The organism is Virgibacillus byunsanensis (assembly GCF_042675965.1).
GTDB classification, from domain to species: Bacteria; Bacillota; Bacilli; order Bacillales; family Amphibacillaceae; genus Virgibacillus_R; species Virgibacillus_R byunsanensis.
The window spans coordinates 48,647-64,131 of sequence record NZ_JBHTKJ010000001.1; the positions used below are offsets into that span (position 1 = coordinate 48,647).

Below are 15,485 nucleotides of genomic sequence, written 5' to 3' on the forward strand. Positions count from 1 at the left end.
TGCACATTTTAAGGTTTGCAGGCCTATGAAAAGCCCTATTCTCAGGATAGGGGGTTAGCAGATGATGCTTGTCTAGCTTTTGTTCAACAAATAATCCTGCAAGTGTTGCCCTATATAGCTTCATGGCAATATCTTCCCACATACAGCACTCATACATACAGCAAAAAATCCGTGAGATAAGTCACTGCAAATATGAATAGTTTGTCTTATACTTATGTAAGGTTTGTCAATTAAGGGACATAATTATTGCAGTTTAATGAAAACCTTACCATTCACACTAAGCAAGTTTACAGTAGCAGTACCCTATTGTCAATTGGTTTGACGGATAATCCAACGAATGGATATTGGCAATTTTAAACAATCGTTTAATCTTTCTTCATCACTGATATGATGCCTCTTACAAGGCTTCACCTATGAACATAAATCAGCTAGTTGTTTGGTGGATTTCAAACCATATCCCTTGCTATTATAACGGAATAACCCTGTCGAATAAAATGACATTTTTGTGAACGAATTTTGTCGTAAATGGAATTGCTTTGTTTTGTTGTTTTTAATTAAGGCTGTTTTTTAAAAGATTTTGTTTTTGACACAATAGATATATAATGCGACGTAACCTGATATGATGGTTGGTGCTTTTACTCGCTCTGGAAATACACTTCGCTTTTCGCGGGCGGCTGGTGAGCTTCTTCATGCTGACGCATTTCAGAAACTCACCTATGCCTATCCTCCCGCAGAAGTCTTCGTGTATTTCCGCCGCTGATATAGTTTCCACAATGAAACAACAGCTATCATTTCGTTTTTTATAGCATAAACTACCCTTTTATGGTGTTTGATTGGAGCGGAGGTCAGTCGACTCCTATCGGGAACAGCATCCCCCAGGAGTGTTGCACTTTTTCACAGCTTAGAGTAGCTTTCTGTTCAAGATTCCAAATGTTTTATCCAAACAATGATTAGAACGCCATGATCAGCGAAGGCAGAACACGAAGACTCCTCGAAAATACAAACCGATTTTCTTCGTGCGATGTAATGCTGTCGAAGCCTTCCTTGTCCTGTGGGAACAGCACGTGTCCGAAGACCCCGGAAGAAGCGTTTTTTGCTTCTGAGGAGGGCTGAGGCCGTGCCCGCGGAAAGCATCCGCCCCTTGCGATCCCGGACAGCGGCAATAGAAGTAAGCCTAAAGTTGCGTCGCAATCTACATCAACTGTGAGGATTAAATAGTAGTCAAACTTACGAAATGAGTTTTAGTTAATAATAACCTCCGTTTCGTAACTTTCATAACTACCATCTTCCAATAATACGGTAATTAATGCCTTGTATTGACCAGGTTTACCTAATTCCTTCTTTTCCATTTGTCCCTCATTCATACCAATTTCAACGTCACTTAATTCTAAAAATGTTCGATCATAGATCAGTGTGCCAGGATTGTAAAGGTCTACAGTCACACTTTTCGCCTCATCTGTTACATACAATTTATAAAAATACGTATCATCCGAAAAAGGCATTAACGAAAACTCAAAGCCCATTGCCTTAGGATAGTCCGCTGTTTCATTTACAAAAAGATAAGGCAATTGATAGGTTTCACCTTGTTGATGTAACGAAATCCATCCTTGGTAGAGTCCCTTCTCCAATTGTGGTGTGGTAACACTTAATTCAATTGGAATTGTCTTTTGCTGTTTGCCTTCTAAGGTGAACATTTGAGGCAAATTCCAAGTAAGTCCTTTTTGTTTGGTTGGAATATCAAATGAATAGCTTTGTGCTTGATTTGTTGTATTTTCAATAGTTACATTTATGGTCTTTTCTTCTTTATATGAATTGATTTTGCCATATGATAACAATGCATGCTGAATAATCGTGTTTGTTTCAATAGCTTTATTAGGCTGAATTTGGCCTGTACCTTGAATGATCGGGTCTAAGAGATCACCTTTATTATCTTCTAATGGTGTTGCTGTTGTCGTTAATGCTCCTTGAATTTGTTCTATTGTCCAATCAGGGTGCGCCTCTTTCACTAATGCCATCACACCTGCTACATGCGGGGCAGCCATACTTGTTCCTTGTAATGCTTGATACCCGTTTGGAACCGTACTAATGATGTTTGAACCGGGCGCTATAATATCAGGCTTAATATCCCAGTTTACTGTCACTGGTCCTCGTGAGCTAAAGTCAGCTATGGTCGTTTCTGTTGTTTGATAGATTGTTTCTATTGTTTGCGAATCTGTATTATTCTGTAACCATTGCCCATCCTGATGAGATATGGAAGCAACAGGAATGGTTACCGGGTTTTCTGGATTTTCAATTGACCCTTGAAACGGTTTTTCCTCATTGTTAAAAATTAATACCGCTTCAGCACCACTTTCTTCAGCCTTTTTTGCCATTTCATGAAAAGGAACTTCTCCACGCTTTGCGAGTGCAATTTTTCCTGTTAAATTAGCATGGTTATCATTTACTTGGACAATTGGATAACGGTGTTCTAAATTCCAAGGAATAGAGCCTTGCATAGAGGTTAATTCAATTGTCTTATCTTGAATCGGCTCATACAAATAAGGAACTGTTTGTGGTGAAGCTGACGCCCCAACTGACATCGCTTTTGTTGCAGTTGCAGGTGAACCCACTGTCCAATTATCTGGACCATTATTCCCATTAGCAATAACAACTCCTATTCCAAGATCGACTGCCCGATTAACAGCAACACTTGTTGGAAAATCAGGACCATTTACTGCATTTCCTAATGAAAGATTGATAATATCTACCCCATCTTTCACCGCTTGTTCCATTGCTGCAATTACCTGAACAGTTGACCCTCTTCCACCAGGACCGAGTGCACGATATGCATATATTCCTGCTCCAGGTGCTACCCCCAACAGATCACCATTTGCCGCAATAATCCCCGCTACATGAGATCCATGGATCGTTGGCATCCCTTGTGAACGCTGCGTTTCCAGCGGATCATCATCTAAATCAACTAAATCATACCCTCCTCTGTAATTTGTTGAAAGATCTGGATGATCATAGGCTATTCCAGTGTCAATCACACCCACGTTGACACCTTTACCTGTATAAGTAGTGTCGTTTAACGTGAATGGCATGACCATATTATCCTGTTGCACTTCTTTTAAAGAATCGTTAGGCAACGTTTCATATGTACGTACCGGATGTATCGCTTTAATAAATTCAAGTGATCCCATTCTCGCTAATTTATCTGGGGCAGCCTGCAACGCAAGTCCGTTGAACAATTGATCATACATCGCTATAACATCGATGAATGGATGGTAGGTGTTAATGTATTTTTTATGCTCTTTGGGATCTCCCTCTACTTCAATTATGATAGATTGCTTGTTATCTGTAGTGGCTGCCATTGGAACTGGGTTAGAAATGTAGATTATTGCTGTGATTAAAATGAGGAAGATTAGTCGCATAATGGGGAGACTCCTTTTTTATTATTTTGTAAGAATAGGGTTGGTAGGTAGCTTGAGAATACTTGATTTAGAGAAATGCTTCAGCAATTTCTTCTTATCTTTTGGAAAAAATAAATATTCATGCACGATTGAAAAATTTAAAGGATTCAGCGACTGCTGAATCCTTCATTGTACCGTTTATTTGAAATAATTTACTATAGCATCGGCGATACGTCTTGAAGCTTCTCCGTCACCATATGGATTTGATGCTTTGGCCATTTTTGCATGGGCATTTTCATCAGAAAGTAACTCATTTGCCAGGTTAAAAATATTATCTTCCTCCGTACCAGCAAGTTTTAATGTGCCCGCTTCAATTCCCTCTGGGCGTTCAGTTGTGTCGCGCAACACAAGAACCGGTACCCCTAAAGATGGAGCCTCTTCTTGAACCCCACCAGAGTCAGTCAATATTAAATGGGAGCGTGCGGCGAAGTTATGGAAATCGACAACACCAAGTGGTTCGATTAATTTAATTCGATCGTCATTTCCTAAAATTTCGTTCGCAGTCTCTTGTACGACTGGGTTAAGGTGTACTGGGTAAATAACTTGAATGTCATCATGCGTTTCCACTAACCGCTTAATCGCACGGAACATTTGCTGCATGTTGTTACCCAAATTTTCCCGACGATGCGCGGTCATTAACACAAGACGCTTGCCTTCAAGTTCATCCATCACCGGACTCGAATAGGCATCATCGACTGTTGTTTTTAGTGCATCAATCGCTGTATTACCGGTAACAAAAATCCGGTTCTCTGGTTTATTTTCACGCAGCAGATTTTGTTCCGATTTTTCTGTTGGTGCAAAATGTAAATCTGCCATTACTCCAGTAAGCTGACGGTTCATTTCCTCTGGATATGGGGAATGCTTGTCCCACGTACGAAGTCCTGCTTCCACATGACCTACTGCTATCTGATTGTAAAAGGCAGCAAGTGAGGCAGCAAATGTAGTAGTGGTGTCACCATGAACGAGCACGATGTCTGGCTTCGTTTCTTTCATCACTTCATCAAGGCCCTCTAGTGCACGGGTAGTAATTTGTGCTAACGACTGTTTTTGCTTCATAATATTTAAATCAAAATCTGGTGTGATATCAAAAATTTCTAGTACCTGATCGAGCATTTCCCGGTGCTGTGCCGTCACTGTCACGATCGGTTCAAATTGATCATTGCGTTTTTTTAACTCGAGTACGAGTGGCGCCATTTTAATTGCTTCAGGCCTGGTTCCAAAAATGGTCATTACTTTAATACGCTTTGTCATTATAGGTGTCACTCCGCTTATTCATAGTCTTGAAAAATTACTTTGTGCCGTATAAACGGTCTCCTGCATCACCGAGACCAGGAATGATATATCCTTTTTCATCTAACTTTTCATCGAGTGCAGCTAAATAGATGTCTACATCAGGGTGTTCCTGTTGAATAACTTCGACTCCCTCTGGCGCTGCAATTAGGCACATCAGACGGATTTGTTTTGCCCCACGTTTTTTTAAGGAGTGAATAGCATCGTTTGCCGATCCACCTGTTGCAAGCATTGGGTCGATTACAATTAGTTCACGCTCGGGAATATCAGTCGGTAATTTTATATAATATTCCACGGGTTTAAGTGTTTCTGGATCACGATATAACCCCACATGGCCAACACGTGCTGCTGGGATTAACTTTAACATGCCATCAACCATACCTAAGCCAGCACGGAGAATTGGAATTAAACCAACTTTTTTACCAGCTAATACTTTTGTTTTTGCTTCCATTACGGGCGTGTTCGTTGAGATTTCCTGTAGTGGTAAATTTCTTGTAATTTCAAAAGCCATCAACATTGCGACTTCATCAACAAGCTCGCGGAATTCTTTTGTTCCTGTGTTTTTATCACGTATGTACGTTAATTTATGTTGAATTAACGGATGATCTAAAACATGTACTCTTCCCATATAGCAAATCACTCCTTCTTATTAGTTGCATCTTACAAATTGTACTTAATAATAGTTAAGCTTTCAAGCAAACCGGCAAAACAAGTTATGGATGCAGTCGGTTTCAGTATAATGCGGTCTGTTTGCTCCTGCTTTTTGTGAGATGAGTCGCTTATCAGTGAATTTTGTGAGTTTATCAGTATTTTTTGTGATTTATCAGCACTTTTGGCTGTTTTATCAGTAATTTTCAAATTTTATCAGCACTTTTGACCGTTTTATCAGCATTTAACGTCCATCACGCTGATTAGACACCCACTCACAACAGCGTTAGTTAGGTATAAACTTTCCTGTCTGTAAAAAAAGGACGCTCCTACGATAGGAACATCCTCATCCTTATTTATGCGTAAAGTGGGAATTTATCTGTTAACGCAATCACGCGTTTTGCAGCTTCTTTTAGTACTGCTTCATCTTCATGATTATTTAATGTCAATGAAATAATAGCTGCTATTTCGTTCATTTCCGCTTCAGCAAAGCCTCGAGTAGTCACGGCTGCTGTACCGATACGGATGCCGCTTGTTACGAACGGGCTTTCTTTATCAAACGGAATAGTGTTTTTATTTGTTGTAATTCCAATATCATCTAATACTTTTTCCGCTACTTTCCCGGTAAGTTCAAGTGGCGTTACATCCAATAGTAATAGGTGATTATCCGTTCCACCTGAAACTACACGAATACCTTCGTTAGCTAATGCGTCACTTAGCGTTTTCGCGTTTGTAACGACTTGTTTAGAATAGGTTTTAAATTCAGCGGATAATGCTTCATTAAACGATGTAGCTTTTGCAGCGATGACGTGCATTAGCGGGCCACCCTGCATACCTGGGAATACGGACTTATCAATTTTTTTCGCGTATTCTTCTTTACATAAAATCATACCACCACGTGGGCCGCGTAATGTTTTATGTGTAGTTGTCGTAACAAAATCAGCGTGTGGAACCGGACTTGGATGCAATCCAGTTGCAACTAATCCTGCGATGTGCGCCATATCCACCATTAGATAAGCACCAACTGCATCGGCAATCTCACGGAATTTCGCAAAGTCGATGGTACGTGAATACGCACTTGCTCCAGCAACGATCATCTTAGGTTGTACTTCTTTTGCTTTTTCCAATACAGCGTCATAATCAAGTTGTTCGGTTTCTCTTTCCACACCATAATCAACAAAATTGTAAAGTGTTCCACTGAAGTTCACTGGACTGCCGTGTGTTAAGTGACCACCATGATTCAAATTCATCCCCAGAACCGTGTCACCAGGCTCCAGTACCGTAAAATAAACTGCCATGTTAGCTTGAGCTCCTGAGTGTGGTTGAACATTTGCGTGTTCCGCACTGAAAAGTTCTTTTGCGCGATCACGAGCTAGGTTTTCAACTATGTCTACATATTCACAGCCACCATAGTAGCGCTTATCTGGATAACCCTCTGCATATTTATTCGTTAGTACTGAACCCATTGCTTCCATCACTGCTTCTGATACAAAGTTTTCTGATGCGATTAATTCAATTTTTTCCTGTTGACGTGTTTTTTCTGCCTGCATTGCTTCGTATAATTGATGATCTGCTTCTTTTACATGGTTCATATGTGATTCCCCCTATTAATTATTTACAACTTTTATTAGCATGTGTTTTTTGATAGTGTGCACGCTCTCCACCAATTAACTTCGGTCTCGTTCGTGCAAACGCTACACGTGCATTTCCAATATTTCGTTTGTTGAAGCGTAATGGTATAGCAACACGCTTTAAGTGCATGCCAATCATCGTTTCACCAATGTCCATGCCTGCGTGTGCCTGAATGGTCTCAACTAAGACCGGGTCCTGCATTTGCTTATAAACATAGGATGCCATTGAGCCGCCAGCTGTTGGTACCGGAACTGCCGAGACTTCTTCAGCGTTTACATATTCCATCGTTTTTCTTTCCATGAGTAATGCACGGTTTAGATGTTCACAGCACTGAAAAACGATCCTGATGCCAGTTTGTTGCTGCAGTTTTTCAACAAATTGGAAAATAACTGCTGCAATGTCCTCACTACCTGAAGTTCCAATATTCTTACCAGCAACTTCACTTGTCGAACAGCCGATTACAAATAGATCACCCTCGTGTAAGTGTCCACTTTCGATCCATTCTTTTACAACCGCTTCCATATCCTGTTGTACGTCTTGGTTAAACCCTGCCATTGTGCTCACCTTCCATGTTAGGTTTGAGGCTCGGTCTTACGCTTCATACTCTGTTATTTTACCAATACGATTAGCATGACGTCCACCGTCAAACTCTGTTTCGAGCCATGTTTTGGCAACCTCTCGTGCTAATCCAGGTCCAACTACGCGCTCTCCCATTGCCAGCACATTGGAGTCATTATGTTGACGGGTCAGCTTTGCACTATACACATCATGTGTTAAAGCACAGCGGATTCCCTTTACTTTGTTCGCTGAAATCGACATGCCAATTCCAGTTCCACAAATAAAGATACCACGGTCGAACTCACCCTTGGCAATGCGTTCTGCTGCTGGAAGTGCATAGTCCGGGTAATCAACAGAAGTCTCACAACTGCACCCGGTATCCTCGTATTCAATTTCCATTTCTTCTAAAAGACTAATAACTTCATTGCGGACTGTCATGCCCGCATGATCTGCTGTTAATATGACCTTCATAGTTCTTTCACTCCTTTTCTAGGTGTATGGTAACAGAATTAAACTTTAAATTGCTGTATTTGTTTATTAAGATTTTTCGCTAATTCTTCTAATTCATGTGCCAATCCGTCAACTCTTTCTATCGTGCTTGATTGTTCCTGGATCGATGCACTTACTTCTTCTGTTCCTGCAGAAGTTTCCTCAGCAATCGCTGCGACTTCTTGTGATTGAGTTACCGTTTCCTGGATGGATTCCAGCTGTCTATTTACCAGAGTAGATATGGAATCTATTCCTGTTGCAACTTCCATAATCGATCCTGACATTTGCTCAATCGCTTTATTGGTGCGTAATCCATTTTGTGCTTCTTTATTTGCATAGCCTACATTTTCATTAATCTTTGTTACTACTAGATTAACATCTAATTGAATTGCTGTAATTAAATCTGATATACGTTGCACCGCACCTGCACTTTGATCAGCTAACTTTCTGATTTCATCAGCTACTACAGCAAATCCTCTGCCATGTTCACCCGCACGGGCAGCCTCAATGGATGCATTTAATGCAAGGAGATTGGTTTGTTCAGCAATGCCACCGACCATTGTGATGATCGATTCGACTTGTTGGGCATTTTCCTTTAAATGTTCAACATCCTCTAAAGACTGTTCCTCATCACTAGCCAGTTTTTGAATACCTGCTACTAATTGATTTACCACACTTTTGCTATTGTTTAACGTTTCTAACATGGTACTTGACTTTTCTTTCGACTGTGCTGCTCTACCCTGAACTTCACGAGCAAGCTCTGTTGCCATTTCCACTGCCTCAGCTGTATTTTGGATTGCTTCGGATGAACTTTCAGCACCTTTTGAAATATCATCGATCGATGCACTTATCAATCTAGAATGTTGCGAAGCTTCGTTGGATGCTGTTTTCATATGGATAACGGACTGATTCGTTTTTTCAAAATGCTTATCAATATTATGTACCATGCTTGTCAGATTTTTAAGCATTCCATCAAACGCTATACCTAGCGCCCTAATTTCGTCATCGGATGTTGATATATCAATCGTTTGATTTAAATTTCCATCTGCAATCTGTGATGCTGCTTGTTCTAGATTTTCTAACGGTTTTGTAATAAGTCTAGCAGCAAAATAAGCTAACACACCCGACCAAAATATCCCCATCACCAATGTAAGTACTGTAAACCACTGTTCGGAAATTTCCCAAATAGCTTGTACGTAGTCAAAAATGAAATAAATGAATAGTGCACTAAACGAATACGTGACTATCGCCAATAGCGTTGTTAATAGAACTAATTTTAAACGCAAACTAAATCGATACTTTCTCCCCATTCCCATTTCCCCCACTCGTTGCTAATCACTGATCTTTTTTAGTAGTGAATCAATATATTCATCTATTTCTTTTAATGTTTGTTGATACGTATCGAATTCTCCTCCAAACGGATCGGAAATATCATAATTAATTAGACTTGCTTCTAGTTGTTTTATATGTTGTATATCGTTCCGTAAAAACTTGGTAAGTTCTTCCTCTAAATGTTCATTATTCAGTGTATGCTGATTTTTGTGGATAAATTGGCTTCGTTTTTCTTCAAAATCCGCATATGCCTTTTTCAGTTTTTCCCATACTTCTTTATCGGCATCTGACACGTATTCCTTCAGTGTATAAAATTTATCCTGAAACTTTGGGTGGTTTAAAATTAGTGATTGCTTGTGTTGGGTAGTCATGGTTAATACTAGATCAGCCCAATTTAATAATCTGTCAGTCACAGGTTGTGAGCTGTGATTCATATTAATTCCTTGTTGTTTCAACGCTTCAATCGAATGGTGATTTGCTCGCTGATTAGTTCCAGCAAAAATACCCGCTGATTGCACTTTTGCTGTTGGCATCTTATGCTTAACTAGCGCTTCAGCCATTGGGCTTCGACATGTATTCCCAGTACAAACGAACAAGATTTTCATAATAAACCCCCACCACCATTCATCAGTTATCATTTATTAAAACTATACCATATATAGAAGCAGTATGTTAGGAAAAATATAAACAGACAGAGACAACAAAAAAAGACTCTCTACACAGCAGAGAATCAGAGTAGTATTTTATATAAAGTTTTAACCAAACAAGACATTTAATCCAAATGCAAACAGGATGCTCCCACCTAGAATTTCGCTATAAACACCAAATAACCCATGTACTTTTTTGCCTAGTAATAATCCACTCCATGTTAGTACCATACTTGCCGAACCAAACAATAATAGAGCTATTACTGTTTTGACCCCGGACATACCTAAACTTAATCCAACGGAAAAACTATCGAAACTCACGCTCAACGCAAAGAAAAAAAGTCCCATTCCAATTGGTTGAACAATCTTTATCGCTTCTCGATTAAATGCTGAGAAAACCATTTGTGCCCCGATAATAATCAGCAATGAACCACCAAATATAATAGTAAGATAGCCGATTCGCTCAGAGATTGCCTGTCCCAGGAGCATCCCTATAAAAGGCATTATAATATGAAATAAACCAATAATTACACCAATTAACGCAATCCTTTTTAGGCGCATACGCTGCATGCCCATACCTAGACTTACTGAAAACGCGTCCATTCCTAAAGCTATAGCCATAAACGAAAGTGATACGAATTCCCCTAATTGATTGATTGACATCGACCATCCTCCCCGGACATGCTAATTCATCTATATGCATGTCCGATGGAGAATATGTTGCTCCTTAAAAATTGCTGTGGATACGTTTTTTTGTAAATAGATTTACATTTCTTTTACCACCATACGGGCAGCCTTTTTAAGCCGATTCATTATGGCCTGTCCGATTCCTTCTTCCGGAAAAGCTTCACAGATAATTAAGTCGACGTTTCCTTGTTTGAATGCGCGTAACGCGTCGTAAAGGTTTGCTGCGATTTCGTTCAGTTGTTGACTCGAGCCAAGATTTATCGTGTGGTCTGCATCAATTTGCTTAGCTGTTTCAGTACTCGCTATGAGTCCAATTTTCTTATCACTTATTCGTTCTCTATCGATTACCTGTTGGATGTGTTCGAAAGATCCTTCCACTAACCACAGGGGAACTTCTGGAGCGTAGTGGGTATATTTCATGCCAGGCGATTTTGGCTGTTCCTCGTGATTAATTAAAGCTGGATCAACCATGACTCGCCCCACTACTTCCTCTAACTGCTCCTTCGTAATTCCACCAGGTCGTAATATTATGGGGATATCCTGTGTACAGTCAATTACAGTTGATTCAACTCCAACCCCTGTCGCCCCACCATCTAATAGTCCAGCAATTTCACCGTGAAGGTCCTGCCACACATGGTCTGCAGTTGTCGGACTAGGTCTTCCGGATACATTTGCACTTGGAGCGGCAATTGGTATATCGCATTTTTTTAAAAGTGCTTGTGCCACAGGATGATCTGGCATACGAACTGCGATTGTGGATAACCCAGCCGTAACATTTCTTGCACATGCTCCATTACTTGGCAGCACAAACGTTATCGGGCCAGGTGAAAAGGCATGAATCAATTTTTCAGCAAGCACCGGTAACTGTATAACCAACTGTGTTAGCTGTTCTTTCGTTGCAACATGGGCAATTAACGGGTTATCCGTTGGCCGTCCTTTTGCTTGGAAAATTCCAGCTACAGCAGCTTCACTCGTTGCATCTGCCCCTAATCCATAAACCGTTTCTGTCGGGAACGCTACTGTTTTTCCTTTTATTAAAAGTTCGGCAGCTTCTTCAAGTGCTTCGTCATTATATTTTTGATCATTATGTAAATTCCATCGTTTTGTCTCAAACATTGCTGTTACCCCATTTCTATCATTATTCTAGATGATATACATTTTTTTAGCAAAGAACACTAGTCGTTAGACCTCGGAGCTAGACGTGGCTTAAGCAGTTAATACATATCCACTGGCCCTAATTTTATAACTTTCTAAACAGTAAAATAGCCTGTGAGGGGGTTATTCACAGACTATCCACAAGCTATTTCTTTATATGAACTAAATAGATTAGAAAACTTGGCTGATCGTGAAAGGGATGCTTAGTAAGCGTACTTTGCTCTTAGAAGCCCTTATGCTTTGGAGTGCAAACCTTAATGGCAGAAGCCTAAGTTGCACTTATGTAGATAAGAAAGTTTTTTATCTACCAAGTTATTAACAGGTGTGTATTTATCATCCACACGTTTTGGACAGGTTATCCCCAGGTATGTGTTGATAACTTACTATTTATGTGAATAACCTTGCTAGGAAACGTTATACATCCACCAACTACCCCTATTTCTTGGATAGTTATCTACAATATTGTTGCTTCTTTGTGGATGGAACTGCAATGCCTCCAATAAAACATCGACCATTGGCTGATGACTGTGTACATAAACTTGCTTAGCATGCTTTTGTTTGGCAAGAGCTAAAACGGATTCCAATAATGCAGGCAATGAAGTAGCTGCATCCGGAGTAATATAAAGTTGTTTTAGCCAATATACGCCTTCTTCCATTGTATCTAACATAAAACAACCCGAAATTCGGTCGTTTACTTCAGCAACATAACCTATCTGAAATAGAAGCTCTCTATTGATGTCCTGATTTTTTTCCAAAAATACGTTCACTTTTTCTACTGACGCCTGTTCGGTTGGTATAAGTTTCATTTTTTCACCTCTACCTAATTTTTGCTAGATTTACTAGCTTTCTTTACACTACTATATGCATTTGTGTTGAAATCTATGACCAACCGAACCATTCGAAAAGAAAAAATTTAATCTTAACGGAATCTTCATCTTCTTCTTCCTCTTCTTCAATAGGCTCACTACTTGCCGTCTCTGCTACACTCGTCCCATTCGAAAAGTCTAAAAAGCATAGTGGCGGAAAAAGTACACACCACCAATTGGATCCTTTTCCATCACCAATCGTAATAAGAATTGCTTCATATTCACCTGCTGGGTATAAAAATGAACCATATAATTTGGTAGGAAATGTTACATTATCTCCGTATTCTACTTGAAATGACTCTTTGTTGTCCTGTTGTTCTAAGACAGAAGAAACAATGGATTTAATTTCGGGTAGATTTGCCTGAATAAGGTCTCGTGCTTCATTTATATCAGCAATATCCTCCACCCATTTCGTTATCTCTTCGTTTACCTCATCACGAATTAATCGTTTGATCTGCTGATCTGATTCTGAATCGCTATTAGCTAATATTCGCAGGCGAATAGCATCGTCAGGTATAACCTGATAATCATCCTCTTGTACGGCTTGATTCCCTGCCCCTTTAGTTGGCATCGATAATAATAGAATAAAAAATATAAATGCAAAAAATACTAGTTTCTTCATCATTCCTTACCCCCGTTTGCTTTGATTTACAAACAGTATGGGCAGGGTATGACTATTTTAAACTAGTATTCTAGTATTTTTTTATAATTGGTAAAAGAACGTAACGGTAAGTAGCTGCAGCAACATAAAATCATAATAACAAAGTCCAATCCTTTTATTATACTAGTTCTGCTGAGACGATACGGTCCTTTTTGTTAATATCCTGACTAATTGTAACCCTGCTGTTGGGGTATATCTTTTTCAAAAGTGTGGAAACAGATTCACCTTGTTCGAAACCTATTTCAAATGCTGCGTGACTATAAGGTTTTACTACATCCGGAAGATCGGCAATAATTTGCTGATAGGCAGCTAATCCGTTTTCTTCAGCAAATAAAGCAAGTTCAGGGTCGAAGGTTTTTACGGTATCAGCGAGTGAGGGTTCATCTGCTCTAGCGATATACGGTGGATTCGACACGATCCAGTCCGCTGTTATCCTATGTTTGATAACTGGTTTTAAAAAATCGCCTTGTAAAAAATGAACGCTCGCGCCTAGGCTTGCTGCATTATTTTTTGCCGTATCAAGGGCTTTTTCAGATATATCGGTAGCATAAACAGTAGCATTTTTTAATTCGAGTGCAAGGGTGATCGCAATAACCCCACTTCCCGTACCAATATCAACAATCGTTACTGGTTGGTCTGGGTTGTTTTGCAAAGTTGACTCGATAACGAACTGTACAAGCTCTTCTGTCTCCGGTCTTGGAATTAGTACATTTTCGTTTACGTGAAACTTTCGTCCATAAAAGTATTCATATCCAGTGATGTGTTGAACGGGTTTTCCAGTTTCAGCATGTGTTTTAATCGCTTCTTCAAATTGTTGTTGAACAGATGCTGAGACTCGCTCACGCATCATAGTGAAAAAGGTCGATCTGGACACATCTAAATAATGCTGCAATAGAACCTCAGCTACCTTCGTTTCCCGGTTATGCTTTTCTAAAAAAAGAGAAGCCCATTCGAGGACTTCATACTGTTTCATTGATTCATCCATTTTATTCACCAATTTGCTCCATTTTTTTCGTCTGTTCTTCCATAAGCAATGCATCGATAAAGTCATCCAAATTACCTTCAATAATTTGATCCAGCTTTTGAATCGTTAAGCCAATACGGTGATCGGTTACACGATTTTGCGGGAAATTGTACGTACGGATTCGCTCAGAACGGTCACCGGTACCAACAGCTGACTTTCTGTTTTCATCATATTCCGCTTGTACTTCTCGCTGAAATTTATCGTACACACGAGCACGTAGAACTTTCATTGCTTTTTCTTTATTTTTAATCTGTGATTTCTCATCCTGACACGATACTACAACACCTGTTGGATCATGCGTAAGGCGGACAGCAGACATAGTCGTGTTAACACTTTGCCCACCAGGTCCACTAGAGGCGAACGTATCTACACGTATATCTTTCTCATGAATATCAATTTCTACTTCTTCTGCTTCAGGCAAAACAGCTACAGTTGCCGTTGACGTATGGATTCTGCCGCCAGATTCTGTTTCTGGAACGCGCTGCACACGGTGGGCACCATTTTCATACTTCAGCTTCGAGTAAGCTCCTGTACCGTTGATCATAAAGATGATTTCTTTATAGCCGCCAACCCCTGTGGAGCTAGCTTCAATAACCTCAGTTTTCCAACCATATTTCTCTGCAACACGAGAATACATACGGTATAAATCCCCAGCAAATAACGCTGCCTCATCTCCACCTGCTGCTCCACGAATCTCCATAATAACGTTCTTGTCATCATTTGGATCCTTTGGTAAAAGAAGAACTCTCATTTTTTCCTCAAGCTCTTCCTTACTCTCTGAAAGCTCGGCAACTTCAGCTTTGACCATTTCATACATATCATCATCAAGCTTATCGTCGTACATTTCTTTTGCATCTTTTAACTGTGTATTAACATCTTTATATTCACGGTAAGCCTGAACAACATCTTCCAAGCCCGCCTGTTCCTTCGAATAGTCACGTAATTTAGCCGTATCACTAATAATTTCAGGATCACTAAGCAATTCATTTAACTTATCATAACGGTCTTCAAGCGTTTGTAAACGATCTAACACCACGGTCACCT

At 39.9% G+C, this 15,485-nt stretch carries 14 protein-coding genes; all 14 read right to left on the reverse strand.

What is annotated here, in order from left to right; genetic code table 11:
* Window positions 1–1,241: 1,241 nt before the first annotated feature.
* Window positions 1,242–3,413 (reverse strand): S8 family serine peptidase, encoded by a 2,172-nt coding sequence (locus ACFQ3N_RS00245; protein ID WP_390358425.1) that lies wholly within the window; start codon window positions 3,411–3,413, stop codon window positions 1,242–1,244.
* Between the two features lie 177 nt (window positions 3,414–3,590).
* Window positions 3,591–4,703, reverse strand: coding sequence for a non-hydrolyzing UDP-N-acetylglucosamine 2-epimerase (wecB, locus tag ACFQ3N_RS00250; RefSeq protein ID WP_390358427.1), 1,113 nt, complete (start codon window positions 4,701–4,703; stop codon window positions 3,591–3,593).
* A gap of 37 nt (window positions 4,704–4,740) precedes the next feature.
* Complete coding sequence (gene upp, locus ACFQ3N_RS00255; RefSeq protein ID WP_390358429.1) at window positions 4,741–5,370, reverse strand: uracil phosphoribosyltransferase; 630 nt, start codon at window positions 5,368–5,370, stop codon at window positions 4,741–4,743.
* 376 nt (window positions 5,371–5,746) lie between these two features.
* Entirely contained in the window at window positions 5,747–6,982 is a 1,236-nt protein-coding gene (locus tag ACFQ3N_RS00260; protein ID WP_390358431.1) for a serine hydroxymethyltransferase, read from the reverse strand.
* 19 nt (window positions 6,983–7,001) lie between these two features.
* Complete coding sequence (locus tag ACFQ3N_RS00265; protein ID WP_390358433.1) at window positions 7,002–7,577, reverse strand: TIGR01440 family protein; 576 nt, start codon at window positions 7,575–7,577, stop codon at window positions 7,002–7,004.
* 36 nt (window positions 7,578–7,613) lie between these two features.
* Window positions 7,614–8,051 (reverse strand): ribose 5-phosphate isomerase B, encoded by a 438-nt coding sequence (gene rpiB, locus ACFQ3N_RS00270; RefSeq protein WP_390358435.1) that lies wholly within the window; start codon window positions 8,049–8,051, stop codon window positions 7,614–7,616.
* Window positions 8,052–8,089: 38 nt separating this feature from the next.
* Window positions 8,090–9,379 (reverse strand): methyl-accepting chemotaxis protein, encoded by a 1,290-nt coding sequence (locus tag ACFQ3N_RS00275; RefSeq protein ID WP_390358437.1) that lies wholly within the window; start codon window positions 9,377–9,379, stop codon window positions 8,090–8,092.
* Between the two features lie 21 nt (window positions 9,380–9,400).
* Complete coding sequence (locus tag ACFQ3N_RS00280) at window positions 9,401–10,006, reverse strand: low molecular weight protein arginine phosphatase (RefSeq protein ID WP_390358438.1); 606 nt, start codon at window positions 10,004–10,006, stop codon at window positions 9,401–9,403.
* Between the two features lie 150 nt (window positions 10,007–10,156).
* Window positions 10,157–10,711, reverse strand: a complete 555-nt coding sequence (locus ACFQ3N_RS00285; protein ID WP_390358440.1) for a manganese efflux pump MntP — start codon at window positions 10,709–10,711, stop codon at window positions 10,157–10,159.
* Between the two features lie 102 nt (window positions 10,712–10,813).
* A complete protein-coding gene (locus tag ACFQ3N_RS00290; RefSeq protein ID WP_390358442.1) occupies window positions 10,814–11,851 on the reverse strand; it encodes an L-threonylcarbamoyladenylate synthase in 1,038 nt (345 codons plus the stop codon).
* Window positions 11,852–12,294: 443 nt separating this feature from the next.
* A complete protein-coding gene (locus ACFQ3N_RS00295; RefSeq protein ID WP_390358444.1) occupies window positions 12,295–12,696 on the reverse strand; it encodes a GNAT family N-acetyltransferase in 402 nt (133 codons plus the stop codon).
* Window positions 12,697–12,769: 73 nt separating this feature from the next.
* Window positions 12,770–13,378 carry a stage II sporulation protein R gene (gene spoIIR / locus ACFQ3N_RS00300; protein WP_390358446.1) on the reverse strand — a complete coding sequence of 203 codons (609 nt, stop codon included), beginning with the start codon at window positions 13,376–13,378 and terminating at the stop codon, window positions 12,770–12,772.
* A 157-nt stretch (window positions 13,379–13,535) separates the two neighbouring features.
* Complete coding sequence (gene prmC / locus ACFQ3N_RS00305) at window positions 13,536–14,411, reverse strand: peptide chain release factor N(5)-glutamine methyltransferase (RefSeq protein WP_390358734.1); 876 nt, start codon at window positions 14,409–14,411, stop codon at window positions 13,536–13,538.
* The gene (gene prfA / locus ACFQ3N_RS00310; protein ID WP_390358448.1) at window positions 14,404–15,474 is read right to left on the reverse strand and encodes a peptide chain release factor 1; all 1,071 of its coding nucleotides are present in this window, start codon (window positions 15,472–15,474) and stop codon (window positions 14,404–14,406) included. Before prfA ends, prmC begins: the two co-directional genes overlap by 8 nt.
* Window positions 15,475–15,485: the final 11 nt, after the last annotated feature.

Bases quoted from the DNA above. Each gene is read 5' to 3' on its own strand.
- rpiB (WP_390358435.1), bottom strand. From the start codon at position 8,051: ATGAAGGTCATATTAACAGCAGATCATGCGGGCATGACAGTCCGCAAT.
- ACFQ3N_RS00245 (WP_390358425.1), bottom strand. From the start codon at position 3,413: ATGCGACTAATCTTCCTCATTTTAATCACAGCAATAATCTACATTTCT.
- ACFQ3N_RS00285 (WP_390358440.1), bottom strand. From the start codon at position 10,711: ATGTCAATCAATCAATTAGGGGAATTCGTATCACTTTCGTTTATGGCT.
- spoIIR (WP_390358446.1), bottom strand. From the start codon at position 13,378: ATGAAGAAACTAGTATTTTTTGCATTTATATTTTTTATTCTATTATTA.
- ACFQ3N_RS00275 (WP_390358437.1), bottom strand. From the start codon at position 9,379: ATGGGGAGAAAGTATCGATTTAGTTTGCGTTTAAAATTAGTTCTATTA.
- ACFQ3N_RS00260 (WP_390358431.1), bottom strand. From the start codon at position 6,982: ATGAACCATGTAAAAGAAGCAGATCATCAATTATACGAAGCAATGCAG.
- upp (WP_390358429.1), bottom strand. From the start codon at position 5,370: ATGGGAAGAGTACATGTTTTAGATCATCCGTTAATTCAACATAAATTA.
- ACFQ3N_RS00295 (WP_390358444.1), bottom strand. From the start codon at position 12,696: ATGAAACTTATACCAACCGAACAGGCGTCAGTAGAAAAAGTGAACGTA.
- wecB (WP_390358427.1), bottom strand. From the start codon at position 4,703: ATGACAAAGCGTATTAAAGTAATGACCATTTTTGGAACCAGGCCTGAA.
- ACFQ3N_RS00265 (WP_390358433.1), bottom strand. From the start codon at position 7,577: ATGGCAGGGTTTAACCAAGACGTACAACAGGATATGGAAGCGGTTGTA.
- ACFQ3N_RS00290 (WP_390358442.1), bottom strand. From the start codon at position 11,851: ATGTTTGAGACAAAACGATGGAATTTACATAATGATCAAAAATATAAT.
- ACFQ3N_RS00280 (WP_390358438.1), bottom strand. From the start codon at position 10,006: ATGAAAATCTTGTTCGTTTGTACTGGGAATACATGTCGAAGCCCAATG.